We start from the raw sequence: 26,892 nt of genomic DNA, 5'->3' as shown, positions 1-26,892 counted from the left end.
GCCCGGAGCCTCCCGGAGGTGCTCCCCCATGACACCCGACCGTGCCGCAGGCCTCGCGGAGAGCCGACGCGCCCTCGCCGACGGGGAGGTGACCTCCCGCGCGCTGGTGGAACAGGCCCTGGCCCGGATCGAGGCCACGCAGCCGACGCTGAACGCCTTCCGCATCGTGCGCGCCGAGGCCGCGCTCGCCGAGGCGGACGCCGCCGACCGTGAGTTGACCGCGGGGGTGCGCCGGCCGCTGCTCGGGGTGCCGGTGGCGGTCAAGGACGACATGGACGTGGCGGGCGAGCCGACCGCGTTCGGCTGCCGGGGCGACTTCCCGCCGGTGGCGACGGACGGGGAGGCGGTACGGCGGCTGCGCGCGGCCGGTGCCGTGATCGTCGGCAAGACGAACACCTGTGAGCTGGGGCAGTGGCCGTTCACCGAGGGCCCGGCGTTCGGCGAGACCCGCAACCCGTGGCACACCGGGCACACACCGGGCGGCTCCTCGGGCGGTTCGGCCGCCGCCGTGGCCGCCGGGCTCGTCCCGGCCGCGCTCGGCTCCGACGGCGCCGGCTCGGTCCGCATCCCGGCCTCCTGGACCCACCTGATCGGCATCAAGCCGCAGCGCGGCCGCATCTCGACCTGGCCGTGGGGCGAGTCCTTCCAGGGCATCACGGTCAACGGGACCCTCGCCCGCACGGTCGCCGACGCCGCCCTGCTGCTGGACGCGGCGAGCGGCAACCACGACCGCGACCCGCACCGGCCGCCCGCGCTGACGGTGGCGGACGCCGTCGGCCGCGAGCCGGGCCGGCTGCGCATCGCCCTCTCCCTGAAGCCGCCGTTCACCGCCGTGCCCGCCCGCCTGGACCCGGCGGTCCGGGCCAGGGTCGTCGAACTCGCCGAGAAACTGGCCGCGTCGGGCCACGACGTCGAGGAGGCCGATCCGCCGTACGGGCAGATCGGGCTGACCTTCGTACCGCGCGCCACCGCCGGGATCGCCGAGCGGGTCCGCGAGGCCCCCGACCCCGCGCTGCTCGATCCGCGCACCCGGGACGCGGCCCGGCTGGGCCGACTGCTCGGCGGGGCCCCGCTCAGGGCGGCCCGGCGCGCGGAGGCGGTGCTGCACCGGCGGATCGGCGCGTTCTTCCGCTCCTACGACGTGATCCTCGCGCCGACCACGGCCGCTCCCCCGCCCCGCATCGGCGCCCTGTACCGGCTCAGCGGGTTCGCCACCGACCGCGCGATGATCGCCGCGTGCCCGTACGCCTGGCCGTGGAACGTACTGGGCTGGCCGGGCGTGAACGTGCCCGCCGGGTTCGTGGACGGCGGCCTCCCCGTCGGTGCCCAGCTGCTCGGTCCGGCCGGCAGCGAGCCCCTGCTGGTGTCCGTCGCCGCCCAGTTGGAGGCGGAGCTGCGCTGGCACGAGGTGTGGCCGCCCTCGCAGCACACGGAAGCCGGCACACCGGCCGTGTGACGGCTTTCCGCCCTTACCCTGGGCCCATGGACGACGCGTCGATGGTCGGGCTGATGGGGCGGGTGACGGGGACGGTCGGCCCCGGGCTGGTCGGCGAGGTGATCGTGCGCGTGCGCGGCGGCGCTGAGCACTTCCTCGCCTACCCGGCCGACGGCACGGCCCGGATCGCACCCGGCACAGTGGTCATGGTGGTGGAACACCTGCCGCCGAGGACGGTCTACGTCACCGCCGCGTACGACAGTTGAGCGTGCTGCGCCCCAGGTGAGGGCGGTACGCGTCAAGATTGCAACAAGGATCCGTCAGCGTCTTCTCCCCGGGCTGCCGCGGGAGCACACTCCCTTCGTTCGGTGCCGAAAGGGCACCATCCAAAGGGGGCGTATGCCGATGGTTGTCGGCGTCGTTGCGGGGGCGGTCGTCGTTGCCGTCCTCGTGCTGATCGGTCTGTTCAAGATGATGTGGCGGGTGGCCGAGCCGAACGAGGCACTCATCATCTCCGGGTCCAAGCACCGCACCGAGGGCCTCGAGGAGGGCATGGGATTCCGCATCGTCACCGGGCGCGGCACGCTGGTGCTGCCCGGGGTGCAGGCGGTGCGCAAGCTCTCGCTCGACCTGAACGAGACCGAACTGCACGTGGACTGCGTGACGCACCAGGGCATTCCGCTGAAGGTGCGGGGCGTGGTCATCTTCAAGGTGGGCGACGACTTCGTGTCGATCGCGAACGCGGCCCGTCGTTTCCTGGACCAGCAGAGGCTGATGGCGGAGCGGGTGCACAACGTCTTCGCCGGTCATCTCCGCTCGATCGTGGGCGGGTTGACGGTCGAGGACATGATCCGCGACCGGGAGAAGCTGACCGGGCAGACCCGGGCGGCCTGCGGTACGGAGATGGAGAAGCTGGGTCTGATCGTGGACTCGCTGCAGATCCATGAGATCGAGGACCCGACGGGTTACATCCAGAACCTGGCGATGCCGCACGCGGCGGCCGTGCAGCGGGACGCGCGCATCGCGCAGGCGGAGGCGAACCGGCTCGCCACCGAGGCCGAGCAGCAGGCGGCGGCCCGGATGTCGGAGGCCACCCGGGACAGCGAGATCCTGCAGGCCGGTTACCAGGCCGAGCGGGACAAGGCGGCGTCGAAGGCCCAGCAGGCCGGACCCCTCGCCGCGGCCGCGGCCCGGCAGGAGGTCGTCGTCCAGGAGACGCGGGTGGCCGAGCTGGAGGCGCACCGGCGGGAGCAGCAGCTCCAGGCGGACGTCCGCAAGCCGGCGGACGCGAAGGCGTACGAGAAGCGGACGCTGGCCGAGGCCGAGCGCGACGCGCGGATCTCGGCGGCCCAGGCCAAGGCGAAGGAGACCGAGCTGGCGGCCGCGGCCGAGGCGACCCGGGTGAAGACCGCCGCGGCCGCCGAGGCGGAGGCGACCAAGTCCCGCGGTGCGGCGACCGCCGACGCCACCCGGGCCACCGGTGAGGCCGAGGCCGCCGCCGCGCAGGCGAAGGGTCTGGCGGAGGCCGAGGCGACCAAGGCGCAGGGTCTGGCCGAGGCGGAGGCCATCAAGGCCCGCGCCGCCGCGCTCGCCGAGAACCAGGAGGCGGTCGTCGCCCAGCAACTCGCCGAGAAGTGGCCGGAGATCGTCCAGGCGGGCGCGTCCGCGTTCGGCAACGTGGACAACATGGTGCTGCTCAACGGCGCCGACGGGATGGGCGAGTTGTTCGCCAAGGCACTCACCATGGGCGGCACGGGCCTGGGCCTCGCCCGCCGGCTGCTCGCCACGATGGGCGACACCGGGCAGGCGGTGAACGGCCCTTCGCCCTCGCTCAACGGAGCGGGGACGCCTCCGCCGCAGCGGGTGCCCGTCGAGCAGGAGGGCTGAGGAAGCGGTGTGCCGCGCGGCCGGGGTCCCTGAGCAGGGGCCCCGGCCGTGTGTGCCGACGAGCCGTCGAACCGCGTCTGGGCCCAGGTTCGCGGTGGCGGCGTGGGCGAGCCGCTCCGCGCGGGGTGTCTTCGCCGGGGCGTCCGGTCACACCGCGAGCAGCACGGCTCCCAGGGCGATCAGGGCGGCGGCCTTGAGGATCTCCAGCGCCACGTACCAGAGATGGCCGCGGGAACGGGGCAGTTCCTCGCCCGCGAGGACCCGGTCGGACCGGCGGTTGAGGCGGGGGCGGACGACGGCCAGCTGGGCGAGGAGGACGAGCGCCACGGTCGCGGTCAGGGCGGTGACGCCCGCGGTGGCGCCGCCCAGGGCGACCGCGGCGATCACGACGAGCGCCAGGGCCGACTCGACGGCGTTCAGCGCGCGGAAGACCAGACGGCCTATGCCCAGACCGAGGGGGATCGTCACGCCCGGAGCGCGGAACTTGAGCGGGGCCTCCAGGAAGGAGATCGCCAGCACCATTCCGAGCCAGACGAAGGTGACCGCGCTCGCGGTGGCGGCGGACGTGGCGTTCATCGGCGTGGGCCTTTCTCCGCCGGGCTCGGCGGGTCGGATTCGTGGCATCGACGCGGCAGCGGGCCGCTTGCCGGGTCCCTCAAGGCGCGGCTGTGCCCGCCAAGTGGGCCACACAGGAGTCCGGTTCGGCGAACGGCTCCAGGCCGGTGGCGGTCAGCGGAGCGCCCAGCCGCTCCAACGCGCCCTGCATCAGGCCGAGATGCAGCGGGCACACCAGCCGCCCGTGCTCCTCGGCGAGTTCGAGGAACGGGCAGTGTCGCAGCCGGATCCGCTCGGGCGGCCGGCCGGCCCTCTCGTCCCCGCCCTCCGGCCGCGGCGCGAAGCCCATGTCGTCCAGCAGGGCGAGAAGTCCGGCCACCGGGCGCCCGGCCGTCGGCCGTTCACCCGCAGGCAGCCGGTCCGCCAGGGAACGGCCCCATGCGCGGCCCGTCTCCTTCGCCTCTTCGAGCGCCTCGGCCGGGTCGGCACAGGCCCACCGGCCGAGCAGGACACGCGCGAGGAGCCGGTAGTCGCGCACGCCGCCGCGGTCCATGCCGGGGCGTGCCGTGTAGACGGTCCGGGGCCGGCCCGGTCCCGGGGACGCCTCGGTGCGGCGCTCGGCCACGCCCTCGGACACCAGGGCGTCCAGGTGGAAGCGCACGGTGTTGGGATGGACGCCCGCCCGCTCGGCCGCCTCCGCGACGCCGAGCGGCGATCCCGCGGCGCGCAGCATCTCCAGCACCTCTCGGCGACGGGGTCTCTCCCGCGTCGTCACCCTCGGACACCCCTCTCCACCTGCGCCTATTTTTCACGAGGCCTACATGTATTAATTGTAGGGTGAGCAGGGACACCTGGGGACGGGTGCAGCGGAGTCGAGGGGAACACCAGATGACGTCGCCGCAGGCGATCGACAGCGGACCGGCCGAGCGCGAGCCGGCGGGTCCGCGCGTGCTGTGCGACACCCGGGCCCTGGCGCAGGAGCCGCCCGTACCGGCCGGGGTGCTGTGGAAGCTGGCCGAGAGCGGACGCCAGCTGGACGCCAATGTGGTCCGGATCGCCCCGGGCGGACGGATCACGGCTCACACCGAGGCGCAGCTGGACGTCATGCTCGTCGTGGTGGCCGGGTCGGGAGCGCTCGGCGGTGACCCCGCGGCCGCCCCGCAGCCGCTCGCCGAGGGCGCCCTGGCCTGGCTGCCGCACGGCGCCACGCGCAGCATCACCGCCGGGGAGAGCGGCCTGACGTATCTGACCGTCCACCGCCGCCGTCCCGGCATGCGGATCGGCTCGCGCCCGGGCGAGGTCCCGGTCCCGCCCGCCGCGGCCTCCCCCGGCCCGCACACCGACGCCCCCGCGTAACGTCCGGACGAAGGGCGCCCGTTGCGCCCGGGGAGCGGACCACTAGGGTGCCTGCGTGAGCACGTCTACCGATGAGAACGTCCCCGGCCGCCACGGCCCGCACGCCACCGCCGAGGCCGACCCGCGCGAGGTCGGCCGGGTCCGCACCGAGTACTCCCCGGCCCACGACGGCGACCCGGACCCCGGGGAGATCGTGTGGACCTGGGTGCCGTTCGAGGAGAACGACGGCCGGGGCAAGGACCGCCCGGTCCTGGTCGTGGCCCGGGAGGCGGCGGGTACGTTCCTCGCCGTGCAGCTCTCCAGCAAGCGGCACGACGGCGACCGGGAGTGGGTGGCGATCGGCAGCGGGCCGTGGGACCGGTCGGGGCGCGACTCGTGGGTGGACGTGGACCGGGTGCTGCGACTGCACGAGGAGGGCATGCGCCGTGAGGCGTGCGCACTGGACCGGATGCGCTTCGACCTGGTCCGCCGGCGACTCCACGAACGCTACGGCTGGACCTGACGGGCGCCCCGCGGCCGCTCGCGCATGCGGCGGAACGCTACGCGAACGCCCTGACGAAGGCTGCTCGCACCACCGCTTCCGGCGTCCGGTCGAGCACTCCGAACACCACGTGTTCGAAGCTTCGGGCGAATCGGCCGGCGGGCCCCAGCAGCACCCGGAAGGCGTGCGCGACCTGCGCCGGGTCGTTCTGGAAGACACCGCAGCCCCAGGCACCGAGCACCAGCCGGCGGTAGCCGTGCGCCACGGCCGTCTCCAGGACGCGCTCGGCTCGCCGCGCCAGGACGGCCGGGAGTTCGGCGGCGCGTTCCGGGGCCGTGCGCCGGACGACACCCGCGTTGGGCGCGGCGGCGGTCAGGAAGCCCGCGAGGTACGGCTCGGCGAGCAGCCGGCCCCGGTCGTCGCGGAAGACGGGGACGGCCGGTGAGTGGATGACCCGGTCCGTGTAGAAGGGATCGCGGTCGGCCCGGTGGTGGTCGTAGAAGCCGCGGGCCGTCAGCAGGCAGGTGTGCAGGGCGGAGGCGCGGCACAGGGCCTCCTCCTGGGCCTGCGCGCCGTTGAGGTAGCCGCCGCCCGGATTCCGGGCCGAGGCGAAGTTCAGCACCGCGACCGGTGCGCCGGCCAGCCGGCGGGCCGCCTCCAGGCTGCTCTCGCCGGTCACCTCGAGCACGGGACCGGCCTCGGGGACCGCCTCGGCTTCGCCGACCGCGTGGGCCTTGACGACCGCGTGGGCCTTGACGACCGCGTGAGCCTTGACGACCGCGTCGGCCCCGGTGACCGGCGGGAGCGGCACCGGCGCGGGACCGGACATCCTCGTGCCCGCCCGCGCCGCCGCGACCGCCGCCGCGACGGACACCTCCCGGCCGTCCGGCGCGCGATAGCGGCCCGTCGCCACGATGTGTTCCGTCTCGGCGGCGATCCCGCGCAGGCGCGCGCTCATGGCGCCACCCCCGTGGGCGCCGCGACCACGGCCTGCGCGGTCTCCCCCGTCGTGCTCATGCAGGCATCCTGGGTGATGCTGGTGATGCGGTGCAACGGAGTTTCCCGCCCACGGAACGGTCCGGAAACACACACGGAAACGGAGATGACCTGTCCGGAACGACCGGCTGGGCGCCCTTGTGCGAATCGGCTCGAGGGTTTTGGGTGGAACGAGTGCCTGCCCGGCCCCCGTAGAACGGGGCCGGTGGCATGACAGGAATCTCAGGAGGATCCCGACATGTCTGATTCGCACAGCGATGGTGGTGACTGTACCGAGCACCGCATCGCCGTCTCCGAGCCGGAGGTGGAGGCCCTGGTCAGGGGCATCTGCTTCAAGACCGGGCCACCCCGCACCGTCGGTGTGGAGCTGGAATGGCTCGTCCACGAGCTGCGGCAGCCGCGGCTCACCGTGACACCCGAACGACTCGAAGCGGCCTACGCCACGTTGCGGGCCGTGTCCCTGGGATCGGCGCTCACCGTGGAGCCCGGCGGCCAGCTGGAGCTGAGTTCGCCGCCCGCCGCCTCCCTGATGGAGTGCATCGGCACCGTCTCCGCCGACCTGGACACCGTTCGTGCCGTCCTCGCCGAGGACGGTCTCGGTCTCGTCGGCATCGGCCACGACCCCTGGCACGCACCGCGCAGGTTCCTGCACGAACCGCGCTACGACGCCATGGAGGCCTGCCTGGACCGCACCGGGCGGGCCGGCCGGCACATGATGTGCGCCTCGGCCTCCGTCCAGGTCTGCGTGGACGCCGGCCACGAGGAGCCCGGCCCGCTGGGGCACGCGCGGCGCTGGTGGCTGGCCCACCAGCTGGGCGCGGTCCTGGTCGCCGCGTTCGCCAACTCCCCGCTGATGGGGCGACTCCCCACGGGCTGGATGTCCACCCGGCAGCTGATGTGGATGGAGATCGGCGCGGGCCGGGCGGGCGGCCCCCCGCTGGACGGCGATCCGCGGGCCGTGTGGGCGCGGCACGTGCTGGACTCGCCGGTGATGTGCGTCCGCCGGGACAGCGGGCCGTGGGACGTGCCCGACGGGCTGACCTTCCGGGAGTGGGCCCGCTCCCGGTCGCCCCGGCCGCCCACCCGGGCTGATCTCGACTATCACCTGACCACCCTGTTCCCGCCCGTCCGGCCGCGCGGACACCTGGAGCTGCGGATGATCGACGCGCAGCCCGGCGAGGACGGCTGGATCGTGCCGCTCGCGGTGACGGCGGCGCTGTTCGACGATCCGGAGGCGGCGGAGACCGCGTACCGGATCGTGAAGCCGCTCGCCGAGCGAGCGGTGAACCGGCCCGCGCCGCACAACCCGCTGTGGACCGACGCGGCCCGGCTGGGGCTCGCCGACCCGGAGTTGCGCGAAGCGGCCGCCGACTGTTTCGCGGTGGCGCTGGAGGCCCTGCCGCGACTCGGCGCGACCACCCGGGTCACGGATGCCGTGGCCGCCTACCTGGACCGTTACGTCGCCCGGGGCCGCTGCCCCGCCGACGACCTGCTGGACCGGCTGCGCGACCCGGAGCCGCCGAGGTTCCGGGCCGGCCCCGTCGGGGGCACGCCCACCGCCCATGGGAGGAAGGACATCCGCACATGACCGCCCCCGAGACCGACACCACGACCGGCGAGACCCCCAGCACGACCGGCGAGCCGGACACCGAGGCCCTGCGCGAGCGCGCGCTCGCCTCGCTCACCACCGCCCGCGACCGCACCACGCTGCTGACCAGCTGCGTCGAGGAACCGGACCTCACCGCCCAGCACTCCCCGCTGATGTCCCCGCTGGTGTGGGACCTCGCGCACATCGGCAACCAGGAGGAGCTGTGGCTGCTGCGGGCGGTCGGCGGCGGGGAGGCGATGCGGCCGGAGATAGACACCCTGTACGACGCCTTCGAGCACCCGCGTGCGGAGCGGCCCTCGCTGCCGCTGCTGCCGCCCGCCGAAGCCCGGCAGTACGCTGCCGAGGTGCGCGGCCGGGTCATGGACCTGCTGGAGGGCGCGGACTTCCACGGCACCCGGCTGACCGAGGCCGGTTTCGCCTTCGGGATGATCGCCCAGCACGAACAGCAGCATGACGAGACCATGCTGATCACCCATCAGCTGCGCAAGGGGCCCCAGGCGCTGACCGCGCCGGACCCGGAACCGGTGCCGCTGTTCACCGGGCCGTCCGAAGTCCTGGTCCCCGGGGGCCCGTTCACGATGGGCACCTCCGCCGAGCCATGGGCGCTGGACAACGAACGCCCGGCGCACCCGCGGGAGGTGGCGCCGTTCTGGATCGACACGACGCCGGTCACGAACGGGGCCTACCAGGCGTTCATCGAGGACGGCGGCTACGACACCGAGCGCTGGTGGAGTCCTCAGGGCTGGGCGCACGTCAGGCAGCACTCCCTGACGGCCCCGCTGTTCTGGCGCCGGGACGGCGGCCAGTGGCTCAGGCGCCGGTTCGGGGTCACCGAGGCCGTCCCGCCCGACGAGCCGGTGCTGCACGTGTGCTGGTACGAGGCCGACGCCTACGCCCGCTGGGCGGGGCGCCGGCTGCCCACCGAGACGGAGTGGGAGAAGGCGGCCCGCTTCGACCCGGCGACCGGCCGCTCACGGCGCTATCCGTGGGGCGACGCCGACCCGGGCCCCGAGCACGCCAACCTGGGTCAGCGGCATCTGCGGCCCGCTCCCGCCGGAAGCTACCCGGCCGGTGAATCGCCTCTCGGAGTACGTCAGTTGATCGGTGACGTGTGGGAGTGGACGGCGAGCGACTTCCTGCCGTACCCGGGTTTCCGGGCGTTTCCGTACAAGGAGTACTCGGAGGTGTTCTTCGGCTCCGAGCACAAGGTGCTGCGCGGCGGTTCGTTCGCCGTGGACCCGGTGGCGTGCCGGGGCACGTTCCGCAACTGGGACTACCCGATCCGCCGGCAGATCTTCTCCGGGTTCCGCACGGCCCGCTCGGAGGCCGTCTGATGTGCCGGCACCTGGCCTATCTGGGTCCCGAGCAGCCGCTCGGGACGCTCCTCGTGGAGCCCCCGCACAGCCTGTTCCGTCAGTCGTGGGCGCCGCGGCGGCAGCGCTACGGCACGGTCAACGCCGACGGTTTCGGCGTGGGTTGGTATGCCTCCGGGGATCCCGTCCCAGCCCGCTACCGGCGGGCCGGGCCGATCTGGGCGGACCTGTCCTTCGCCGACCTGGCGCGGGTGGTGCGCTCCGGCGCCGTGCTCGCGGCCGTCCGGGACGCGACGCTCGCGGGCGCGGACGCCGAGGCCGCGGCGGCGCCGTTCGCGGCCGGGCGGTGGCTGTTCAGCCACAACGGCGCGATCGCCGGCTGGCCGGACGCGGCGGCACCCCTGGTGTCCGCGCTGCCCCCGGTCGACCTGCTGTCGCTGCAGGCACGTACCGACTCGGCGTTCGTCTGGGCGCTGGTCCTGCACCGGCTGCGCACGGGTGAGGAACCCGCCGTGGCCCTCGGCGAGACGGTTCGCCTGCTCGCCGAGGCGGCCCCCGCCTCCCGTCTCAACCTGCTGCTCACCGATGGCGACACGATCGCCGCAACGGCCTGGGGCGACTCGCTCTGGTACCGCACGGAGCCCGGCCGCGGCACGGTCGTGGCCTCCGAGCCGTACGACGACGACCCGCTGTGGCAGGAGGTCCCCGACCGCACCGTGCTCACCGCGAGCCGCGCCGGCGCGCTGCTCGCCCCGCTGGAGGACCCGGCGGCCTCGCCCACTCTCGGCTCCGCTCGAGCGGGGGCGTCCCCATCACCGAAGGAGCCCTGTACGTGAGCCCCCTGCACGTCACCCGCACCCTCCCCGAGGACGCGACGGACGCCGCGCTGCGCGCCGACGTCCTGCACGGCCTCTCCGTCACCCCCAAGTGGCTGCCGCCGAAGTGGTTCTACGACGCCCGCGGCAGCGAGCTGTTCGAGCAGATCACCGAACTGCCCGAGTACTACCCCACGCGCGCCGAGCGGGAGATCCTCGCCGCCCGGTCCGGGGAGATCGCCGCCGCGAGCGGTGCCCGGACGCTGGTCGAACTGGGCTCGGGCTCGTCGGAGAAGACCCGCTATCTCATCGACGCGTTCCCGCTCGCGGCGTACGTCCCGGTGGACGTCAGCGAGAGCGCCCTCACCCAGGCCGGGCAGGCGCTCATCGCCGAACGCCCGGACCTCGAAGTCCACGCGCTGATCGCGGACTTCACCGCACCGCTGACCCTGCCGGCCACCCCCGGTCCCCGGCTGGTGGCCTTCCTCGGCGGCACGATCGGCAATCTGCTGCCCGCCGAGCGCGCCGCGTTCCTGGCCTCGGTACGGTCCCTGCTCGCGCCGGGCGACGGGCTGCTGCTCGGCACGGACCTGGTCAAGGACGAACAGGTGCTGGTCCGGGCGTACGACGACGCGGCCGGGGTGACGGCCGCGTTCAACAAGAACGTGCTGACCGTCGTGGACCGGGAGCTGGGCGCCGACTTCGATCCGGACGCCTTCGACCATGTGGCCCTGTGGGACGCCGAGCGGGAGTGGATCGAGATGCGGCTGCGCTCCCGTACCGCGCAGACCGTGAAGGTGCCCGCGCTCGACCTCGCCGTGCACTTCGCGGCGGGCGAGGAGCTGCGCACCGAGGTGTCGGCGAAGTTCCGTCAGTCCGGGGTGACCTCCGAACTGGCTGCCGCGGGACTTGAGTTGACCCACTGGTGGACGGACGACCAGGACCGGTTCGCGCTGTCGCTGAGCGTGGTGCGGTGAGTCAGCCCACGTCCGGGGTGAGCGCCTCGGTGATCTTGCGGGAGGCCCGGCGGGCCTCGGTCGCCGGGTCCGCTCCCTTGAGCACCCGGGTCATGTACTCCTTGATGGGGTTGTCGGCCTCGACGTCGGCCCACTGAGGGGTGTTCGGGGTCGCCCTGCCGTGTGCCGCGCCCGCGGCCATGGCGGCGACCCCCTCCTCGCCGGCGACCGCGCCGGCGAGGGTGGTCTTGTTGGGCACGTAGTTCATGGTGCGGGCGAGTTCGGTGTCCCACTTGGCGCCGGTGAGCGCGCCGACGACGGCGGACGCGGCGAACTGGTCCTCGGTGTTCTGCGGGATCACGAGGTCGGAGCCGCCGGTGAACACGGTGCCGGGCCGGCCGGCGGTCCCGCCGGGCACCGGGAAGAAGCCGAGCTTGTCCTCCAGGTCCGGGTTCTGCCGCACGATCGACTGGGCGAGCCCGGGGACGGCGACGAGCTGCGCGACCTTGCCGCCGGCGAACACCCCGGCCTGCGGCGGATGTTCCTCGTCGGCGTCCACGGGACCGTCACCCAGCGCCTGGAGCCGCCGGTAGAAGTCCATGGCGCGCAGCGCGGCCGGCTCCTCCAGGGTGCCCCGCCACTCGTGGTCCTTCTCCTGGGCGAGGTCGCCGCCCTCGTCCCAGATGAAGCCGGAGAGCGTGTACCAGTCCTGCCCGGCGAGGTAGATGCCCTGGTTGCCGCCGGCGTCCAGCTTCTCGGTGTCGGCGAGCCATTCGTCGCGGGTCTTGGGCGGGCGGGTGATCCCGGCCTGCTCGAAGAGGTCCTTGCGGTAGATGACGACACGGTTGGCCGCGTACCAGGGGATGCCGTACTGCTTGTTGCCGTCCTTGCCGGGCTGGGCCAGGCCGGGCAGCCATTTCTCCTTGCCCCAGTCGCGCATCGACTCCAGGGTGAGGTCGACGAGCCGGCCGCCGTCCGCGTACAGCGGCACCTGGGTGTTGCCGACCTCGATGACGTCCGGTCCGTCCGCGGCCCCCTGCTTCAGCGCTCCGCGGACCTTCTCGACGATGCCGGTCCACTCCTGGATGCGGATGTCCAGGCGCAGGTCCTCATGCGTGCGTTCGAAGTCCTCGGTGAAGCGCTGCAGGAACTCCTTGGAGGCGCTGTCCTTCATCAGCCAGACGGTGACGGTCTTCCGCTCGTGCCCGCCGGGAAGCATCCCGCAGGCGCTGACGAGGGAGCCGGTGACACAGATGAGGGCGAGCAGACGACGTCTCACGAGGGGTCCTGTTCTGTCTGGCCTGGGTGGTGCGGACAGGGGTGGGGGGCCCGATCGTGGGGGGACGAGCGCAGGCGCTCGCGCTCGTACGGGTGTTCTGGATTTTGGTATGTACCAATACGCAGGGTCAAGGGCTGTCCCCGGTTCGCACGCGACGCCGTGCGGGCCGGGCGCCGATGCGGCACGGTGGAGTACGGCGTGACACGAGAGGAGCACCCGCATGTCGAACCACACCTACCGGGTCACCGAGATCGTCGGCACCTCGCACGAGGGCGTCGACCAGGCCATCCGCAACGGCATCGCACGGGCCGACCAGACTCTGCGGAACCTGGACTGGTTCGAGGTGACGCAGGTCCGCGGCCAGATCGAGAACGGGCGGATCGAGCACTACCAGGTGGGCCTGAAGGTGGGCTTCCGCATCGAGGACGGCGACTAGGCCTCAGGTACGTCCTTCGCGCTCCTGCGCCTCCTGCAGCGCGGCGGACTTCGCGGCCCAGCGGGCCCTCACCACGGTGAATCCGGCCCGCTCGGCGTCGTCGCAGACGAGTTCGTCGTCGTCGACGAGGACCCGGACCTCCCGGTCCCGCGCGAGCCGGCGCAGGATCTCCAGCTTGGTGAAGCGGGCCGGCCTGCGGTCGGCGTTGCTCCGCATGTGCACGCGTCCCTCGGGCAGCCCGTGGGCCTCGAGCCAGTCCAGCGTGTCCCGGCGGCACCGCTCGGGGCGGCCCGTGAGGTAGACGACCTCGCACTCCCGGGCGCTCTCCAGGGCCAGCGACACCCCCTCGGCGAGGGGCGGATCGGCGGGCGCGGCGGAGAAGAACGCGCCCCAGTTCCGGGGCCGGCTCTCCAGGAAGTGCTGCCGATGGGCCGTGTCGGCCAGGGTGTTGTCGAGGTCGAACACGGCGAGCGGTGGCTTGCTGCTGTCTGTCACACGGCCACCCTAGCCAGGCCACGGCGTACGGAACCTCGTACCGCAGCGGCTGCCCGAGGCGTACGGGCGCGGCCTGCCGCGCCCGCGGGCGCCGAGCGGCGACCGCCCGGTCCGGGACCAAGGGCCCGGTGCTCGGCGCGTCCGCGCGCTGACGCCGCGTGACCGCGGGAATCCCGGGCTCGTGCGGGCGTTGAAGATTGCGTGAGCAGCTCAGTGATCGCCCGGACCCGGTTCTCCGTCCTCGACCGCTCCCGCACCCGCGAGGGCCACCCGCCCGCCGAGGCACTGCGGGACACCGTGGCGCTGGCACGGGAGGCGGAGGCCCTCGGCTACCACCGCTTCTGGGTGTCCGAGCACCACGGCGTGCCCGGGGTCGCCGGATCGGCGCCGACGGTGCTCGCCGCGGCGGTCGCCGGAGCCACCCGGGCGATCCGCGTGGGCACCGGCGGAGTGATGCTGCCCAACCACCGACCGCTCGTCGTCGCCGAGCAGTTCGGCGTGCTGGAGTCGCTGTTCCCCGGGCGGATCGACATGGGGCTCGGCCGTTCCGTGGGCTTCACGGACGGGGTGCGCAAGGCCCTCGGCCGGGACAAGGAGGACGCCGAGGACTTCGCGGCCCAGCTCGGCGAACTGCTGGACTGGTTCGCGGGCACCTCGCCGACCGGGGTGCACGCCCGCCCGTCGGAGGGCCTGGCGGTGCCGCCGTTCGTGCTGGCGATGGGCGAGGGTGCGCGGATCGCGGCGCGCGCGGGTCTGCCCATGGTCATCGGCGACCTGCGCCGGCGCGAGAAGATGCTGCGCGGCATCGACCAGTACCGCTCCCTGTTCCGGCCCTCTTCCTGGGCGGCCGAGCCGTACGTGGTGATCTCCGGCACGATCGCGGTCGCCGACAGCGAGGAGGAGGCACGGCGGCTGCTGGTCCCGGAGGCGTGGTCGATGGCGTACTCACGCACGCACGGCACCTTCCCGCCCCTCTCCCCCGCCGAGGAGATCGAGGCCCGCACGATGACCGTCAAGGAGCGGGAGTTCTACGAGAGCGGTCTCGCCGGCCATGTCGCCGGCACCGAGGAGCAGGTCGCCCACGAGCTGGAGACGGTGCTGAAGGAGACCGGCGCCGAGGAGGTCCTGGTGACCACCAGCACCTACGACCGCACGACGCTGCTGGACTCCGCCCGGCGGCTCGCCGCCCTCTTCGGGCCGGACCGCTGAGCCCCCGGCCCCGAGATGCGATCCTGGCGTGCGCCGGTGACCCTGGGAGAGCAAGCCTCAACCGACGAGGAGGGCTGCCATGTCCTTCATGGACAAGATCAAGGGCATGCTCAAGGGCCATGAGGGCATGGCCGACAAGGGCATCGACAAGGGCGGCGACTACGTCGACCAGCGCACCGGCAACAAGTACAAGTCACAGGTCGACACCGGACAGGACAAGATGAGGGACGAGTTCGGCACCCGGCAGGACCGGCCCCCACAGTCCTGACGCGCCGGGGGGCGGGCTAGAATCGAGGGGTTTGCCCCCGTCCCGGCAGGCCCGTACGGAGTGTCCCCCCGATGCACAGCCCCCATGACCCGTACGTCCGCGTCCGCGGCGCCCGCGAGCACAATCTCAAGGGTGTCGACGTGGACATCCCGCGGGACGTACTGGCCGTGTTCACCGGCGTGTCCGGCTCGGGGAAGTCGTCCCTGGCGTTCGGCACGATCTACGCCGAGGCCCAGCGGCGCTACTTCGAGTCGGTCGCGCCGTACGCGCGCAGGCTGATCCACCAGGTCGGAGCGCCCAGGATCGGCGAGATCACCGGCCTGCCGCCCGCGGTCTCCCTGCAGCAGCGCCGCTCGACCCCCACCTCACGTTCCTCGGTGGGCACGGTCACCAACCTCTCCAACTCCCTGCGTATGCTGTTCTCGCGCGCCGGGCAGTACCCGCCGGGCGCCGAGCGGCTCGACTCGGACGCGTTCTCGCCGAACACGGCGGCCGGTGCCTGTCCCGCGTGCCACGGCCTCGGCCAAGTGCACGAGACCACCGAGGAGTTGCTCGTCCCCGATCCCTCGCTGTCCGTCCGCGAGGGCGCCATCGCGGCCTGGCCGGGCGCCTGGCAGGGCAAGAACCTGCGGGACATCCTCGACACGCTCGGCCATGACGTGGACCGGCCCTGGCGCGAGCTGCCCGCCGGACAGCGCGAGTGGATCCTGTTCACGGACGAGCAGCCGGTCGTCACCGTGCACCCGGTCCGCGACGCCGACCGCATCCAACGGCCGTACCAGGGCACGTACATGAGCGCCCGCCGCTATGTGCTGAAGACCTTCTCGGACACCAAGTCCCCGACGCTGCGGGCGAAGGCCGAGCGCTTCCTGACCAGCGCGCCCTGTCCGGCCTGCGGGGGCAGCCGGCTGCGGCCCGAGGCGCTGGCGGTGACCTTCGGCGGCCGGACCATCGCCGAGCTGGCCGCGCTGCCGCTGACCGACCTCGCCCGGCTGCCGGCCGGCGCCTCGGAGACGGGCAGGGTCCTCACGCAGGACCTCAGGTCCCGGATCGCGCCGGTGGTCGAACTGGGCCTCGGCTATCTGAGCCTGGACCGGGCCACTCCCACCCTCTCGGCGGGCGAGCTGCAACGGCTGCGACTGGCCACGCAGTTGCGCTCCGGGCTCTTCGGCGTGGTGTACGTGCTGGACGAGCCGTCCGCCGGACTGCACCCGGCGGACACCGAGGCGCTGCTGACCGTGCTGGCCCGGCTGAAGGCGGCGGGCAACTCGGTGTTCGTCGTGGAGCACCACCTGGACGTCGTGCGGGGCGCCGACTGGCTGGTGGACGTGGGCCCCGGCGCGGGCGAGCACGGCGGGCGCGTGCTGTACAGCGGTCCGCCGGAGGAACTGGCGTCGGTCGAGGAGTCGGCGACGGCCGCGTTCCTCTTCGACGAGTCACCGGGACCGGCCCGGGAGGTCCGTGAACCGCGCGGGTGGTTGGCGGTCGGTCCCGTGACCCGGCACAACCTGCGTGCGGTGACCGCCGAGTTCCCGCTCGGCGCGTTCACCGCCGTCACCGGGGTCTCCGGCTCCGGGAAGTCCACGCTCATCGGTGAGTTGACGGAGGATCTGGCGGGCGTGGACCGCCTGGTCCGGGTGGACCAGAGGCCGATCGGGCGGACACCGCGCTCCAACCTGGCCACCTACACCGGCCTGTTCGACGTCGTCCGCAAGGTGTTCGCCGCCACCGAGGAGGCTCGGGCGCGCGGGTACGGCGTCGGGCGCTTCTCCTTCAACGTGGCCGGAGGACGCTGCGAGACCTGCCAGGGCGAAGGCTTCGTCAGCGTCGAGCTGTTGTTCCTGCCGAGCACGTACGCGCCCTGCCCGGACTGCGGCGGCGCCCGCTACCAGCCCGAGACACTGCGGGTGACGTACCGGGGCCGGAACATCGCCGAGGTGCTCGACCTGACGGTGGAGGCAGCGGCGGAGTTCTTCGCGGACATCCCGGCCGCGGCCCGCAGCCTGGGCACGCTCCTCGACGTGGGACTCGGCTATCTGCGGCTCGGCCAGCCGGCGACCGAGCTGTCCGGCGGCGAGGCCCAGCGGATCAAGCTGGCGAGCGAGCTGCAGCGCGGCCGCCGCGGCCACACCCTCTACCTGCTGGACGAGCCGACGACCGGACTGCACCCGGCCGACGTGGAGGTGCTGCTGGACCGGTTGCACGGCCTGGTCGACGCCGGGCACACGGTCGTGGTGGTCGAGCACGACATGACGGTGGTGGCGGGCGCCGACTGGGTGATCGACCTGGGTCCGGGCGGCGGCGACCGAGGCGGCCGGATCATCGCGGCCGGTCCCCCGGAGCGGGTGGCCCAGGAGCCGTCCGGCGCCACAGCGCCCTACCTGGCGCGGGCGCTGCCCTGAAGAGTCTCAGTCGGCGTCCCGACGGTCTCCCGCCGGCACGGGGTCGGCGAGTTCGAGGTCGGTGATGCGTTCGGCGAACTCGGTGACCCAGGCCGGGCGTTCCCAGGCGTAGCTGTAGGCCCAGGGAGCGATGCCCCAGAGTTTGGTGCCCCCGAAGCCGGCGGCGAGAGGGGAGCCGCGGACGATCTGCAGCATGTTCAGTGAGAAGTCGATGCGGCCGCCGGTGGCACGTTGCACCCCCTTCAGCCAGTCGAGCTGGTACTCGGCTTCTTCGAGGGCCTCTCCCGGCAGGCCGAAGATCAGGTTGATCACCGCCACGATGCCGTGGTCGGTGAGAGCGGTGATCACCGCCTCGATGTCGGCCAGTCGCGCACGCTTGTCGATCAGCAGCTGTCCCCGCGGGCTGATCGTCTCGACGCCGAGTTCCACCGTCCGCAGGCCCGACTCGGCCAGCAGCGGAGCCAGGAGGGCCAGACGCCTCGTCACCTTCGTCGTGGCGCTCCACTCGACGGCCTGACGACGGCCCAGCAGGGCTCGGGCCAGACGCTCCATCATCGCGGACGTCAGCAGCGAGTCCTTCAACGAGAAGCGCCGTACACCGTGCGTCTCCGCCAACTCGGCCAGCGTGTCGACGGCCGGTTCCTCGTAGAGGTCGGTGGTCTCCGGCTCGACCGCGGGATAGGTGCAGAACGTGCAGCGGCCGTAGACGCAGCCGCGTGTGAACTGCACCGGCAGGGTGAGCCGGTCCTGCGGACACAGAGCCAGTTGCGCCGAGTCGAACAAGGGGGTGTACGCAAAAGGGGGTGCGGGCGAGGGGGCCGTCTTCCCTAACGGCCGCGGCGCACGGGCGGAATGTGGTGTGCGGGGTCCCGGCATCCGCTCGGGGTTCCTCAGCAGCTCTCCGAACGCTTCCTCACAGTGGCCGGGCAGTACGACGTCGATGTGACGCCGGTAGCGTGCGTCGGTGCGCATCAGCTGCCCGAGGAGAGTGACGTGGCTGCCGCCGACGATCGTCAGGATCTCGGGGTGGCGTCGCTTCGCCAGCTGCAGGAGCAGTAAGCCGACGAACACCTGCGAAGGGCCCATGAGGGAGACGCCGAGCACCCTCGGCGGCCAGTCCGGGCGGCCGAACAGCGTCTCCTCGATCCACTCCGACAGCGCGCTCTCCGACGCCACCCGGGTGAGCCGCCGGTCGAGCGTGTCGAAGGCGTAGTGCATGCCCGCGATCGGCGGCTCGCCCGCCGGCAGGAACAGCGGCGGCTCCTCGGCCAGCCCGAAAGCGGCGAAGAGTTCACCGGCCGCGGCGGCGACGAGGGCCCGGTCCTTGCCGTGATCACCCAGTGCCTGGGTGGGCCTGCGACGAGCACGGTCGCGGAACCGGTTGACGTACGCGATGTTCAGGTCGACCACGCTCAGCGGCACACCCTGACGGTCCGCCACCCGCGCCAGCACGGCCGGCCCGAGCGGCGGATTGGTGTCGGAAGGGGACGGTGGAGGAACCACGACCATGCCGGCGCTGCGGAAACCGGAGCCCGCACACAGAGACATCACGCTCATCCCCCCGTCGACGTCAGCTGTCGGGCTCCAGGATCGCGCGCAGGTCTCTGATTTTGTAGTCCGCCTCACACTCCCGGAACGGGAAGTCGCCATGCGTGTACAGATATCCGGTACCGCCGGCCACTTCTCTAAGACGCATGTCACCGGGCGAGTCGCCGATGAAGATCAGGTGGTCGTAATGCCGGTCCTTCAGGTGGCCGCGCAGAACGTCCTTCTTCGTCGCATGCTCATGTGCGGCGTGGCCGTCGACAGCGTAGTGCGACCCCTCCGGGAAGAAGGGCGCGATCCCCAGGGCGTCGATGAAGATCTTCAGGTTCGCCGTACGGGTGTTGGAGATCAGGATCTGGTCGCAGTCCGGGCGTTCGTCGATCGACTTCAGCACCTCGAGAGCGTGGTCGGAAGGCTGCAGCCACCTGCACTGGAGCTGTATGTCGGTCTCCGACAGCTCGAAGCAGTCGTCCTGCAGCCGGGACCAGGTCTCATAGGACTTGTGGGGCAGCAGCCACTCGAAGTACTCGTACCACTTGCTGCCGTACAGCTTCCTGCCGTCCTCGTACGTGAACCGTTCCGTGAAGCCGTGACGATCCAGGACACGGTTGGAGACATCGACCACGGCACGGTCGTTGCCATGCTCTAACGTGCCGTGCAAGTCCCACACGAATAGTTTTCTCATAGAACCTCCTCAAGCAATCGAAGCTCGCTGATCATGGCCGCGAGCCCACTCAGAAGCAGCCCATCGATTCCCGCGTCCGCCAACCCGCGGACCAGAGCGAGAAGCTGCACCCTATCCTGCTGCGGAAGCCCCAGGTCGCGTACTCTCATCACGTCGACGAATGAGTATATGTCGACAAACTGACGTGCGGGCTGAATGGTTGCCGCGTACTGGGGGTCTCGCAGCATGCGCGGCACCCTGCTGGGAGTAAAGCGCAGCGGACGGTAGGGCGCACAGTCCCGGTAAGGGGGATCCGCGGTTCTCGGCAGATCGCCGTAGTAATAGAGAACGTAACCACGCGCGATTTCCCGGATATCCGTGTCGTGCTCCAGGCCCTGCCAGAACTCCGTCAAGCCGTGCATGTCACCGAGGTGGCACAGGGCCCACAACAAGGAGACCCTCAGGAACGGATCCTCTTCGTCGGCCACCAGGGCGCGCAGCTGAACGGGAGACCCGGTCCCGGTGCGCGAGATCAGATAACCGATCAGATTGCAGGCGATCAGCACCTCTTCGGAGGTGAGTCCGTCGGCCGTGCGGGCCAGCCGGTACGCGCCCACGAGATTTCGCGACACCTCGTTCGAGGGGGCACTGCGAAGTTGGCCCGTCAGGTAATGCCGCATCTCCCGGCTCAGGTCGTTCCGGCACGCCTCCACAATGGAGACCGGAGTGGCGTGCGCCGTCAGCACCTCCGCGACGTGCCCGGCCAGCAGATACTCGTAGAAGGAGTAATGGATGAATTCCCCGACCTCACGCCCCGCGGCGTCACGACGGTCCAGGATGTAATCCAGCGCGCTACGGATGCAGCGGATGGAACCGAATTCGCCCAGCGCCCCCTCGATCGGTTTCAGGTCGACGGCCACCTCGGCGTGGGAGCCGTTCCGGTGCACCTCCCAGGCGAACCGCTGCCAGAGCTTGAGCACGCCCTCCTTCAAGGAATACGAGCGGCGCCGCATATCGCCGTCGGCTATGCGCGCCAATTTCGCGACGTATTCCCCGTACAAGGTGACGCTGTCGCTGAAACGCCCGACGCCGCCGCCTTCGCTGACGAAGGTCAGCATGCGCGCGTGCAGGGGACGGCTGGCGACCCGCGTCAGCTCCGGAGTGCACTGCACCAGAGCGTAGAGATCGGGGTTGGGCAGCCTGCCGACGCCGCGCAGCCGCTCGACGTACTCCCTGAACTCCTCCTCGACGCACCAGGGTTCGAGCCGGTAGATCTCGTCGAAGACCACATCCGCCTGGTGGAGCAGAGCGGAACTCTCGAAGTCACGCGTGCGGGAGGTCACCATGCAGGGGAAACGGGACAGGGTGTCGGTGAGGACCGACGGGAGAGCGTCGGCGCTCGACCAGGCCGTCAGCGCCTCGTCCAGCCCGTCGAGGAAGACCACGACCGCGCCGGACGAGGTCTGGGACACGGCCTGCCACGCCGCGTCGGCCCCGAGCTGCTCGACGTCGCCCGCGCGCAGCACGACGGGGACGAGGCCCTGCTCCGCGCAGGCGAGCGCCGCCCGGTAGAGCACGAGAGTCTTCCCGGCACCCGGCTCGCCGAGCAGAAGGCAGGAACGCCCGGAGCCGAGGATCGCCGGTAACCGGACGGTGGCCGGCCCGGGCGATCGCCGCTGCGCGGAATAGTGTGCGATGCGGGTGTCGACGGCGAGACCGGAGCGCACGAGTTCCCCCAGGCTCATGTCCAGCGGATAGGCGGTTCGGCGTCGGCCCAGCCGGGCGAGGAGAGTCGCCGACATTGCCCGGACCCCGTCCCTCGCCCATTCCGTGTCGTCCGCGGTGATCCCTGCGTCACCGTGCCGGGGCGGGGCGGAAGCGGCCGGCTGAGCGGGGGCCGAATGCGGCGCCTCGGCGACAATGGCGCTGATCTCCTCGGCCACTTGTCGGATGATCAGCGGCTCGTAACCCTTGCGGAAACGCTCGACACTGACGCCCTGGGCCTGCGCCGCCGCCTTTCTCCGTTGTGACGCCGGCCAGAATCGCGTGCCCTGCACCAGACCGAAACAGTAGTGGGCGGCTTCCCCGGCCCGGTCACCGCCTAATCGGTCCACCGCGGCGGCAAGGAGGCGTTGAACCGCCGCGGACGACACCTGTATGCCGTCAGCGGCGCCATGGGCGGCGCGAATCGCGGCGCTGAGTGCGGGCAGCGGCAGATCCCGAACGGCGGTCAGACCGCGTTCCCTGAGAAGTCGAAGATCGAGTATCAGGGCTTCGATGTCGTCGCATGAAGCGTCGGGTGCCCCCATCTCGACCGCCATGACCTGATAATGCCCGCCTTATGACCCGGTAACAACCAACTCCTGGTCCGAAGGCTGCCGTTGACTGGAACTGGCCGACCGCGACCGGCGTCGGCCGACCTCGTTCCGCAACCTTTTTCCCAAGGAGCGACGATGAACTGGCTGGAGCACATGGAACACTCCTACGACGTGCTGCCCCATCTGGTGGCAGCGGCATCGGCGGTGAAGGTCGTACGGGCGGGAACCGACCTGGTGCGGTCGGCGGTGCGCCTGTGCCGCAGGCGCCGTCAGCAGGGACGGCCGGGGTGTGCCGAGCGGGTGCCGGTCTCGCCGCGGGCCTGTCCCCGGTCGTGCCGGAAGGGCGGGAGCGGCTCCGCGGCGAGGGCGAGCGTACGCCGGTCCGGCTGGGTGCCCGGGGGTATGACCGGCCGTACCTCGACCTCGGCGGCCAGCCCACGCGTGGCGGCGACCCGCCACAAGGACGCGAGCAGGGTGTCCTCGCCGACGAACGCGGCCGCGGTACTCGGCGTTCCGGCGGCGGACACATAGCGGATGCGGACCGGCTGCACGGGCACGCCCGCGTCCAGCGCGGCCTGGAAGACGGCCCGGTGGAAGTGGCCGTGGGCCCGCCCGCACCAGGTGCTGCCCTCCGGGAAGGCGGTCACGGCGGCGCCCTCGCGCAGGGCGTCGGCGATCCGGGCGACGGTGCCCGGCAGGGCGCGCAGCCGGTCCCGCTCGATGAACAGGGCACCACCGCGTGCGGCCAGCGCGCCCGCCACCGGCCACTGCCCGACCTCGGCCTTGGCGAGCATCCGGGCGGGGCGTACGGCGGTCAGCAGCGGGATGTCCAGCCAGGAGACGTGGTTGGCGACCAGCAGCAGCCCGCCGGGCGGTGCCGCGGTGCCGGTGAGGCGGACACGGACCCCGACGGCCCGCACGATCATCCGGCACCACCGCCTGACCCACTCGGCGGGGATCCGCCCGCCGAACGGGGACAGCGCGATCCCGGCCAGCACCAGCACCGTGACCGCGGTCAGCCGCAGCAGGGCACGGGGTACGGCCGCGGCGGCCCGGACCGGGTCCACGCAGGTGCCCGGGGTGCAGGGCGCGCTGGGCAGCCAGGCGCTCATCAGGCCGGCACGAGAGAGAGGAAGTGCCGCAGATAGCGCTGATCGACCCGGCGCATCGACAGCAGTACGTACAGGTCGGCGACCCCGAAGTCCGGGTCGTGCGCGGGCTCGCCGCACACCCAGGCGCCGAGGCGGAGGTAGCCGCGCAGCAGGGCGGGCAGCTCGCGGTGTCCGGCCGGGGCCGCGGCGTTCGGGATCCACGGCAGCAGCGGCCGTACCCGGAACTCCTCGGGCGCCAGGTGCTTGGCGCGCATCCGTTCCCAACTGGCGGTGGCGAGGGCTCCGCCGTCGGTGAGCGGCACCGAGCAGCAGCCGGCCAGCCACTCGTGACCGCGGTCGACCATGTAGCGGGCGATGCCGGCCCAGATCAGGCCGATGACGGCGCCGTCGCGGTGGTCGGGGTGCACGCAGGAGCGGCCGACCTCGACCAGGCCGGGGCGGATCGCGTCGAGCGCGGTCAGCTCGAACTCCCCCTCGGAGTACAGCCGGCCGGCGACCGCGGCCCGCTCCGGCGGCAGCAGCCGGTAGGTGCCGACGACCTGCCCGCTCACGCTCTCCCGCACCAGCAGATGGTCGCAGTACGCGTCGAACGCGTCGACGTCGTGGCCCGGCTCCGGGCTGCCGAGCAGGGCGCCCATCTCCCCGGCGAAGACGTCGTGCCGCAGCCGCTGCGCGGCGCGGACGTCGGCCTCGTCGCGGGCGAGACCGACGGTGTAGCGAGTGGGTGCCGCGGGCTGCGGAGGACGGTCGAGCGCGGTGACGCCGGTCATGGCTCTCTCCATGGTCACGGGCCGGGGTCGGCGAGGAGTGGCAGACCGGGGTCCGGCCTGCCGCTCCTGTTCTTCCGACGCCGGTTGGCGTACGCGTGACCGATGGCGGGAGCGGGGGTGTGGGGTTGTTGAACGGCATGGGCGAGGGCCGGGGCGGAATACCAGACGGGGCCGGGAAGAGCACCGCTCCCGGCCCCGCCCGCCCGCCCACTGTTCGGCGAACGTTCACGATGGCGCCCCGTGAGGGGCGCGGGGAACCGCGAGCGCCCACGACGCGCCCGCAGCCCCTACGGCGCTAGCGCTTCCCCGCCCTCCGGGCGGCCCGCAGCCACTCCTTGTTCATGCTCGTGATCGAGACCAGCGGAATCCCCTTGGGGCAGGCGGTCGCGCACTCACCGGCGAGCGTGCACCCCCCGAACCCCTCCTCGTCCATCTGCGCCACCATGTCCAGCACCCGCGTCTCCCGCTCGGGCGCCCCCTGGGGCAGCACGTTCAGATGGTTGACCTTGGCGGACGTGAACAGCATCGCCGCCCCGTTGGGGCACGCGGCCACGCACGCCCCGCACCCGATGCACTCCGCGTGCTCGAACGCGAAGTCGGCGTCGGCCTTCGGCACCGGCGTCGCGTGTGCCTCCGGCGCGGATCCGGTCGGCGCGGTGACGTAGCCGCCGGCCTGGATGATCCGGTCGAACGCGGACCGGTCGACCACCAGGTCCTTGATCACCGGGAAGGCGGCGGCCCGCCACGGTTCGACGTCGATCGTGTCGCCGTCGGTGAAGGAGCGCATGTGCAGCTGGCAGGTGGTGGTCCGCTCCGGTCCGTGCGCGTCGCCGTTGATGACCAGCGAACAGGCTCCGCAGATGCCCTCGCGGCAGTCGTGGTCGAAGGCGATGGGCTCCTCCCCGGAGAGGGTGAGCCGTTCGTTGAGGACGTCCAGCATCTCCAGGAAGGACATGTCGGGCGAGACGCCGTCCACCTCGTAGGTGGACATGGTTCCTTCCGCGTCGGCGTTCTTCTGCCGCCAGACGCGCAGGGTGAGCTTCATGCGTAGCTCCGCTGGGTGGGGTGGACGTACTCGAAGACCAGGTCTTCCTTGTGCAGGGTCGGGGCCTCGCCCGTACCCGTGAACTCCCAGGCGGCCGCGTAGGAGAACTCGTCGTCCTTGCGGGCGGCCTCGCCGTCGGGGGTCTGGGACTCGTCGCGGAAGTGGCCGCCGCAGGACTCGGCGCGGTGCAGCGCGTCGAGGCACATCAGCTCGGCCAGTTCCAGGTAGTCGACGATCCGGTTGGCCTTCTCCAGCGACTGGTTGAACTCCTCGCCGGTGCCTGGCACCTTGATGCGCCGCCAGAACTCCTCGCGGATCTGGGGGATGCGCTCGAGGGCCTTGCGCAGACCGGCGTCGCTGCGCGACATGCCGCAGAACTCCCACATGAGTTCGCCGAGTTCGCGGTGGAAGGAGTCGGGGGTGCGGTCGCCGTCCACCGCCAGCAGCAGGTTCAGCCGGTCCTCGGTCTCCGCCAGCACCTCCTGGACGAGGGGGTGCCCGTCGGTCACCGGCTCCTGGTGCGGGTTGCGGGCCAGGTAGTCGTTGATGGTGGCGGGCAGGACGAAGTAGCCGTCGGCCAGGCCCTGCATCAGCGCGGACGCGCCGAGCCGGTTGGCGCCGTGGTCGGAGAAGTTGGCCTCGCCGATCGCGAACAGTCCGGGGACGGTGGTCTGGAGGTCGTAGTCGACCCACAGACCGCCCATGGTGTAGTGCACGGCCGGGTAGATCCGCATCGGCACCTCGTAGGGATCCTCGTCGGTGATCCGCTGGTACATGTCGAAGAGGTTGCCGTACTTGGCCTCGACGGCCTTCCGCCCCATCCGCTCGATCGCGTCGGCGAAGTCCAGGTACACGCCCTGGCCACCGGGGCCCACTCCCCTGCCCTCGTCGCAGACGTTCTTCGCGGCGCGGGAGGCGATGTCACGCGGGACCAGGTTGCCGAAGGAGGGGTAGATGCGCTCCAGGTAGTAGTCGCGCTCGTCCTCGGGGATCCGGTGCGGCGGCCGGTCGTCGCCCTTGGCCTTGGGCACCCAGATCCGGCCGTCGTTGCGCAGCGACTCGCTCATCAGGGTCAGCTTGGACTGGTGGTCGCCGGTGCGCGGGATGCAGGTCGGGTGGATCTGTGTGAAGCAGGGGTTGGCGAAGTACGCGCCGCGCCGGTGCGCCCGCCAGACGGCGGTCGCGTTGGAGTTCATGGCGTTGGTCGACAGGTAGAAGACGTTGCCGTAGCCGCCGCTGGCGAGGACGACCGCGTCCGCGAAGTAGGTGTCGATCTTCCCGGTGACGAGGTCCCGGGCCACGATGCCCCGGGCCCGGCCGTCGACCACGATCAGGTCGAGCATCTCGGTGCGCGGGTGCATCTCCACGTTGCCCGCGGCGATCTGCCGGGACAGCGCCTGGTAGGCGCCCAGCAGCAGTTGCTGGCCCGTCTGGCCGCGGGCGTAGAAGGTCCGGGAGACCTGGACGCCGCCGAAGGAACGGGTGTCGAGCAGGCCGCCGTACTCCCGGGCGAACGGCACGCCCTGGGCCACGCACTGGTCGATGATCTCGACGGAGATCTGCGCGAGCCGGTGCACGTTGGACTCACGCGCCCGGAAGTCACCGCCCTTGACGGTGTCGTAGAACAGCCGGTGGATCGAGTCGCCGTCGTTGCGGTAGTTCTTCGCCGCGTTGATACCGCCCTGCGCGGCGATGGAGTGGGCGCGGCGCGGGGAGTCCTGGTAGCAGAACTGGACGACGTGGTAGCCCTGTTCGGCCAGCGTGGCGCCCGCGGAACCGCCCGCGAGGCCGGTGCCGACGACGATGATCGTGTGCTTGCGCCGGTTGGCGGGGTTGACCAGCTTCGCCTCGAAGCGGCGCTTGTCCCAGCGCTCGTTGACGGGGCCCGAGGGCGCCTGGCCGTCGACGACCGGCTCTCCGGTCGTGTAGTCCACGTAGGTAGTCAT

General features: G+C 72.1%; 25 protein-coding genes. 13 read left to right on the top strand and 12 right to left on the bottom strand.

Features of this window, described 5'->3' with window-relative positions:
• Positions 1-28: 28 nt before the first annotated feature.
• From ACZ5CW_RS09230 to ACZ5CW_RS09220, 3 genes are all read left to right on the top strand, one after another.
• Positions 29-1,456, top strand: coding sequence for an amidase (locus ACZ5CW_RS09230; protein ID WP_468599660.1), 1,428 nt, complete (start codon positions 29-31; stop codon positions 1,454-1,456).
• 26 nt (positions 1,457-1,482) lie between these two features.
• The gene (locus ACZ5CW_RS09225; protein ID WP_468599659.1) at positions 1,483-1,701 is read left to right on the top strand and encodes a hypothetical protein; all 219 of its coding nucleotides are present in this window, start codon (positions 1,483-1,485) and stop codon (positions 1,699-1,701) included.
• Between the two features lie 133 nt (positions 1,702-1,834).
• On the top strand, positions 1,835-3,322 hold the full coding sequence (locus ACZ5CW_RS09220; protein ID WP_468599658.1) for an SPFH domain-containing protein: 1,488 nt from the start codon (positions 1,835-1,837) through the stop codon (positions 3,320-3,322).
• 147 nt (positions 3,323-3,469) lie between these two features.
• On the opposite strand, the gene ACZ5CW_RS09215 is transcribed toward ACZ5CW_RS09220, so the two are convergent.
• Entirely contained in the window at positions 3,470-3,898 is a 429-nt protein-coding gene (locus ACZ5CW_RS09215) for a hypothetical protein (protein ID WP_468599657.1), read from the bottom strand.
• 79 nt (positions 3,899-3,977) lie between these two features.
• A complete protein-coding gene (locus ACZ5CW_RS09210; RefSeq protein ID WP_468599656.1) occupies positions 3,978-4,610 on the bottom strand; it encodes a helix-turn-helix transcriptional regulator in 633 nt (210 codons plus the stop codon).
• Positions 4,611-4,765: 155 nt separating this feature from the next.
• Here ACZ5CW_RS09210 and ACZ5CW_RS09205 point away from each other — a divergent pair, with 155 nt between their 5' ends.
• On the top strand, positions 4,766-5,233 hold the full coding sequence (locus ACZ5CW_RS09205; RefSeq protein ID WP_468599655.1) for a hypothetical protein: 468 nt from the start codon (positions 4,766-4,768) through the stop codon (positions 5,231-5,233).
• Between the two features lie 55 nt (positions 5,234-5,288).
• Entirely contained in the window at positions 5,289-5,735 is a 447-nt protein-coding gene (locus ACZ5CW_RS09200; protein ID WP_468599654.1) for a type II toxin-antitoxin system PemK/MazF family toxin, read from the top strand.
• 37 nt (positions 5,736-5,772) lie between these two features.
• On the opposite strand, the gene ACZ5CW_RS09195 is transcribed toward ACZ5CW_RS09200, so the two are convergent.
• Positions 5,773-6,672 (bottom strand): TIGR02452 family protein, encoded by a 900-nt coding sequence (locus tag ACZ5CW_RS09195; protein ID WP_468599653.1) that lies wholly within the window; start codon positions 6,670-6,672, stop codon positions 5,773-5,775.
• A 276-nt stretch (positions 6,673-6,948) separates the two neighbouring features.
• Here ACZ5CW_RS09195 and egtA point away from each other — a divergent pair, with 276 nt between their 5' ends.
• From egtA to egtD, 4 genes are read left to right on the top strand one after another with little or no spacing between them, the layout of a single operon-like run.
• Positions 6,949-8,298, top strand: coding sequence for an ergothioneine biosynthesis glutamate--cysteine ligase EgtA (gene egtA / locus ACZ5CW_RS09190; RefSeq protein WP_468599652.1), 1,350 nt, complete (start codon positions 6,949-6,951; stop codon positions 8,296-8,298).
• Positions 8,295-9,653 carry an ergothioneine biosynthesis protein EgtB gene (gene egtB / locus ACZ5CW_RS09185; protein WP_468599651.1) on the top strand — a complete coding sequence of 453 codons (1,359 nt, stop codon included), beginning with the start codon at positions 8,295-8,297 and terminating at the stop codon, positions 9,651-9,653. Before egtA ends, egtB begins: the two co-directional genes overlap by 4 nt.
• Positions 9,653-10,468: an ergothioneine biosynthesis protein EgtC gene (egtC, locus tag ACZ5CW_RS09180; protein WP_468599650.1), complete on the top strand. Its 816-nt coding sequence runs from the start codon at positions 9,653-9,655 to the stop codon at positions 10,466-10,468. The genes egtB and egtC overlap by 1 nt, the downstream gene beginning before the upstream one ends.
• On the top strand, positions 10,465-11,424 hold the full coding sequence (egtD, locus tag ACZ5CW_RS09175) for an L-histidine N(alpha)-methyltransferase (RefSeq protein ID WP_468599649.1): 960 nt from the start codon (positions 10,465-10,467) through the stop codon (positions 11,422-11,424). The genes egtC and egtD overlap by 4 nt, the downstream gene beginning before the upstream one ends.
• Position 11,425: 1 nt before the next feature.
• On the opposite strand, the gene ACZ5CW_RS09170 is transcribed toward egtD, so the two are convergent.
• Complete coding sequence (locus tag ACZ5CW_RS09170) at positions 11,426-12,682, bottom strand: extracellular solute-binding protein (protein WP_468599648.1); 1,257 nt, start codon at positions 12,680-12,682, stop codon at positions 11,426-11,428.
• Between the two features lie 220 nt (positions 12,683-12,902).
• On the opposite strand from ACZ5CW_RS09170, the gene ACZ5CW_RS09165 reads away from it, so the two are divergent.
• The gene (locus ACZ5CW_RS09165) at positions 12,903-13,118 is read left to right on the top strand and encodes a dodecin (RefSeq protein ID WP_067043298.1); all 216 of its coding nucleotides are present in this window, start codon (positions 12,903-12,905) and stop codon (positions 13,116-13,118) included.
• A gap of 3 nt (positions 13,119-13,121) precedes the next feature.
• Here the strand turns inward: ACZ5CW_RS09165 and ACZ5CW_RS09160 are convergent, their stop codons facing one another.
• A complete protein-coding gene (locus ACZ5CW_RS09160; protein ID WP_468599647.1) occupies positions 13,122-13,613 on the bottom strand; it encodes a phosphatase domain-containing protein in 492 nt (163 codons plus the stop codon).
• A 201-nt stretch (positions 13,614-13,814) separates the two neighbouring features.
• Here ACZ5CW_RS09160 and ACZ5CW_RS09155 point away from each other — a divergent pair, with 201 nt between their 5' ends.
• The 3 genes from ACZ5CW_RS09155 to ACZ5CW_RS09145 all read left to right on the top strand — a co-directional run bounded on the left by ACZ5CW_RS09155 (position 13,815) and on the right by ACZ5CW_RS09145 (position 17,492).
• Positions 13,815-14,822: an LLM class flavin-dependent oxidoreductase gene (locus tag ACZ5CW_RS09155; protein ID WP_468599646.1), complete on the top strand. Its 1,008-nt coding sequence runs from the start codon at positions 13,815-13,817 to the stop codon at positions 14,820-14,822.
• Between the two features lie 79 nt (positions 14,823-14,901).
• Positions 14,902-15,090: an antitoxin gene (locus ACZ5CW_RS09150; protein WP_468599645.1), complete on the top strand. Its 189-nt coding sequence runs from the start codon at positions 14,902-14,904 to the stop codon at positions 15,088-15,090.
• A gap of 71 nt (positions 15,091-15,161) precedes the next feature.
• Positions 15,162-17,492, top strand: a complete 2,331-nt coding sequence (locus ACZ5CW_RS09145; RefSeq protein WP_468599644.1) for an ATP-binding cassette domain-containing protein — start codon at positions 15,162-15,164, stop codon at positions 17,490-17,492.
• A gap of 6 nt (positions 17,493-17,498) precedes the next feature.
• On the opposite strand, the gene ACZ5CW_RS09140 is transcribed toward ACZ5CW_RS09145, so the two are convergent.
• From ACZ5CW_RS09140 to ACZ5CW_RS09110, 7 genes are all read right to left on the bottom strand, one after another.
• Positions 17,499-19,040 carry a B12-binding domain-containing radical SAM protein gene (locus ACZ5CW_RS09140; protein ID WP_468599643.1) on the bottom strand — a complete coding sequence of 514 codons (1,542 nt, stop codon included), beginning with the start codon at positions 19,038-19,040 and terminating at the stop codon, positions 17,499-17,501.
• A gap of 22 nt (positions 19,041-19,062) precedes the next feature.
• Entirely contained in the window at positions 19,063-19,722 is a 660-nt protein-coding gene (locus tag ACZ5CW_RS09135; protein WP_468599642.1) for an HAD family hydrolase, read from the bottom strand.
• Complete coding sequence (locus ACZ5CW_RS09130) at positions 19,719-22,022, bottom strand: NACHT domain-containing protein (RefSeq protein ID WP_468599641.1); 2,304 nt, start codon at positions 22,020-22,022, stop codon at positions 19,719-19,721. The genes ACZ5CW_RS09135 and ACZ5CW_RS09130 overlap by 4 nt, the downstream gene beginning before the upstream one ends.
• A gap of 266 nt (positions 22,023-22,288) precedes the next feature.
• Positions 22,289-23,131 (bottom strand): lysophospholipid acyltransferase family protein, encoded by an 843-nt coding sequence (locus ACZ5CW_RS09125; protein ID WP_468599640.1) that lies wholly within the window; start codon positions 23,129-23,131, stop codon positions 22,289-22,291.
• Positions 23,131-23,901, bottom strand: coding sequence for a GNAT family N-acetyltransferase (locus ACZ5CW_RS09120; RefSeq protein WP_468599639.1), 771 nt, complete (start codon positions 23,899-23,901; stop codon positions 23,131-23,133). Before ACZ5CW_RS09120 ends, ACZ5CW_RS09125 begins: the two co-directional genes overlap by 1 nt.
• Before the next feature lie 295 nt (positions 23,902-24,196).
• Positions 24,197-24,946 carry a succinate dehydrogenase/fumarate reductase iron-sulfur subunit gene (locus ACZ5CW_RS09115; RefSeq protein WP_468599638.1) on the bottom strand — a complete coding sequence of 250 codons (750 nt, stop codon included), beginning with the start codon at positions 24,944-24,946 and terminating at the stop codon, positions 24,197-24,199.
• Complete coding sequence (locus tag ACZ5CW_RS09110; protein ID WP_468599637.1) at positions 24,943-26,892, bottom strand: fumarate reductase/succinate dehydrogenase flavoprotein subunit; 1,950 nt, start codon at positions 26,890-26,892, stop codon at positions 24,943-24,945. Before ACZ5CW_RS09110 ends, ACZ5CW_RS09115 begins: the two co-directional genes overlap by 4 nt.

It is taken from the genome of Streptomyces sp. NPDC031379 (assembly GCF_055569615.1).
Note: the sequence above shows the minus strand (reverse complement) of the source record. Positions and strands in the feature narration are given on the sequence as shown.

What these genes read in the sequence shown, in the direction of transcription:
- ACZ5CW_RS09230 (WP_468599660.1), top strand. Translation starts at nt 29, where the DNA reads ATGACACCCGACCGTGCCGCAGGCCTCGCGGAGAGCCGACGCGCCCTC.
- ACZ5CW_RS09225 (WP_468599659.1), top strand. Translation starts at nt 1,483, where the DNA reads ATGGACGACGCGTCGATGGTCGGGCTGATGGGGCGGGTGACGGGGACG.
- ACZ5CW_RS09220 (WP_468599658.1), top strand. Translation starts at nt 1,835, where the DNA reads ATGCCGATGGTTGTCGGCGTCGTTGCGGGGGCGGTCGTCGTTGCCGTC.
- ACZ5CW_RS09215 (WP_468599657.1), bottom strand. Translation starts at nt 3,898, where the DNA reads ATGAACGCCACGTCCGCCGCCACCGCGAGCGCGGTCACCTTCGTCTGG.
- ACZ5CW_RS09210 (WP_468599656.1), bottom strand. Translation starts at nt 4,610, where the DNA reads ATGCTGCGCGCCGCGGGATCGCCGCTCGGCGTCGCGGAGGCGGCCGAG.
- ACZ5CW_RS09205 (WP_468599655.1), top strand. Translation starts at nt 4,766, where the DNA reads ATGACGTCGCCGCAGGCGATCGACAGCGGACCGGCCGAGCGCGAGCCG.
- ACZ5CW_RS09195 (WP_468599653.1), bottom strand. Translation starts at nt 6,672, where the DNA reads ATGAGCGCGCGCCTGCGCGGGATCGCCGCCGAGACGGAACACATCGTG.
- egtA (WP_468599652.1), top strand. Translation starts at nt 6,949, where the DNA reads ATGTCTGATTCGCACAGCGATGGTGGTGACTGTACCGAGCACCGCATC.
- egtB (WP_468599651.1), top strand. Translation starts at nt 8,295, where the DNA reads ATGACCGCCCCCGAGACCGACACCACGACCGGCGAGACCCCCAGCACG.
- egtC (WP_468599650.1), top strand. Translation starts at nt 9,653, where the DNA reads ATGTGCCGGCACCTGGCCTATCTGGGTCCCGAGCAGCCGCTCGGGACG.
- ACZ5CW_RS09165 (WP_067043298.1), top strand. Translation starts at nt 12,903, where the DNA reads ATGTCGAACCACACCTACCGGGTCACCGAGATCGTCGGCACCTCGCAC.
- ACZ5CW_RS09150 (WP_468599645.1), top strand. Translation starts at nt 14,902, where the DNA reads ATGTCCTTCATGGACAAGATCAAGGGCATGCTCAAGGGCCATGAGGGC.
- ACZ5CW_RS09145 (WP_468599644.1), top strand. Translation starts at nt 15,162, where the DNA reads ATGCACAGCCCCCATGACCCGTACGTCCGCGTCCGCGGCGCCCGCGAG.
- ACZ5CW_RS09140 (WP_468599643.1), bottom strand. Translation starts at nt 19,040, where the DNA reads ATGTCTCTGTGTGCGGGCTCCGGTTTCCGCAGCGCCGGCATGGTCGTG.
- ACZ5CW_RS09135 (WP_468599642.1), bottom strand. Translation starts at nt 19,722, where the DNA reads ATGAGAAAACTATTCGTGTGGGACTTGCACGGCACGTTAGAGCATGGC.
- ACZ5CW_RS09130 (WP_468599641.1), bottom strand. Translation starts at nt 22,022, where the DNA reads ATGGCGGTCGAGATGGGGGCACCCGACGCTTCATGCGACGACATCGAA.
- ACZ5CW_RS09125 (WP_468599640.1), bottom strand. Translation starts at nt 23,131, where the DNA reads ATGAGCGCCTGGCTGCCCAGCGCGCCCTGCACCCCGGGCACCTGCGTG.
- ACZ5CW_RS09120 (WP_468599639.1), bottom strand. Translation starts at nt 23,901, where the DNA reads ATGACCGGCGTCACCGCGCTCGACCGTCCTCCGCAGCCCGCGGCACCC.
- ACZ5CW_RS09115 (WP_468599638.1), bottom strand. Translation starts at nt 24,946, where the DNA reads ATGAAGCTCACCCTGCGCGTCTGGCGGCAGAAGAACGCCGACGCGGAA.
- ACZ5CW_RS09110 (WP_468599637.1), bottom strand. Translation starts at nt 26,892, where the DNA reads ATGACTACCTACGTGGACTACACGACCGGAGAGCCGGTCGTCGACGGC.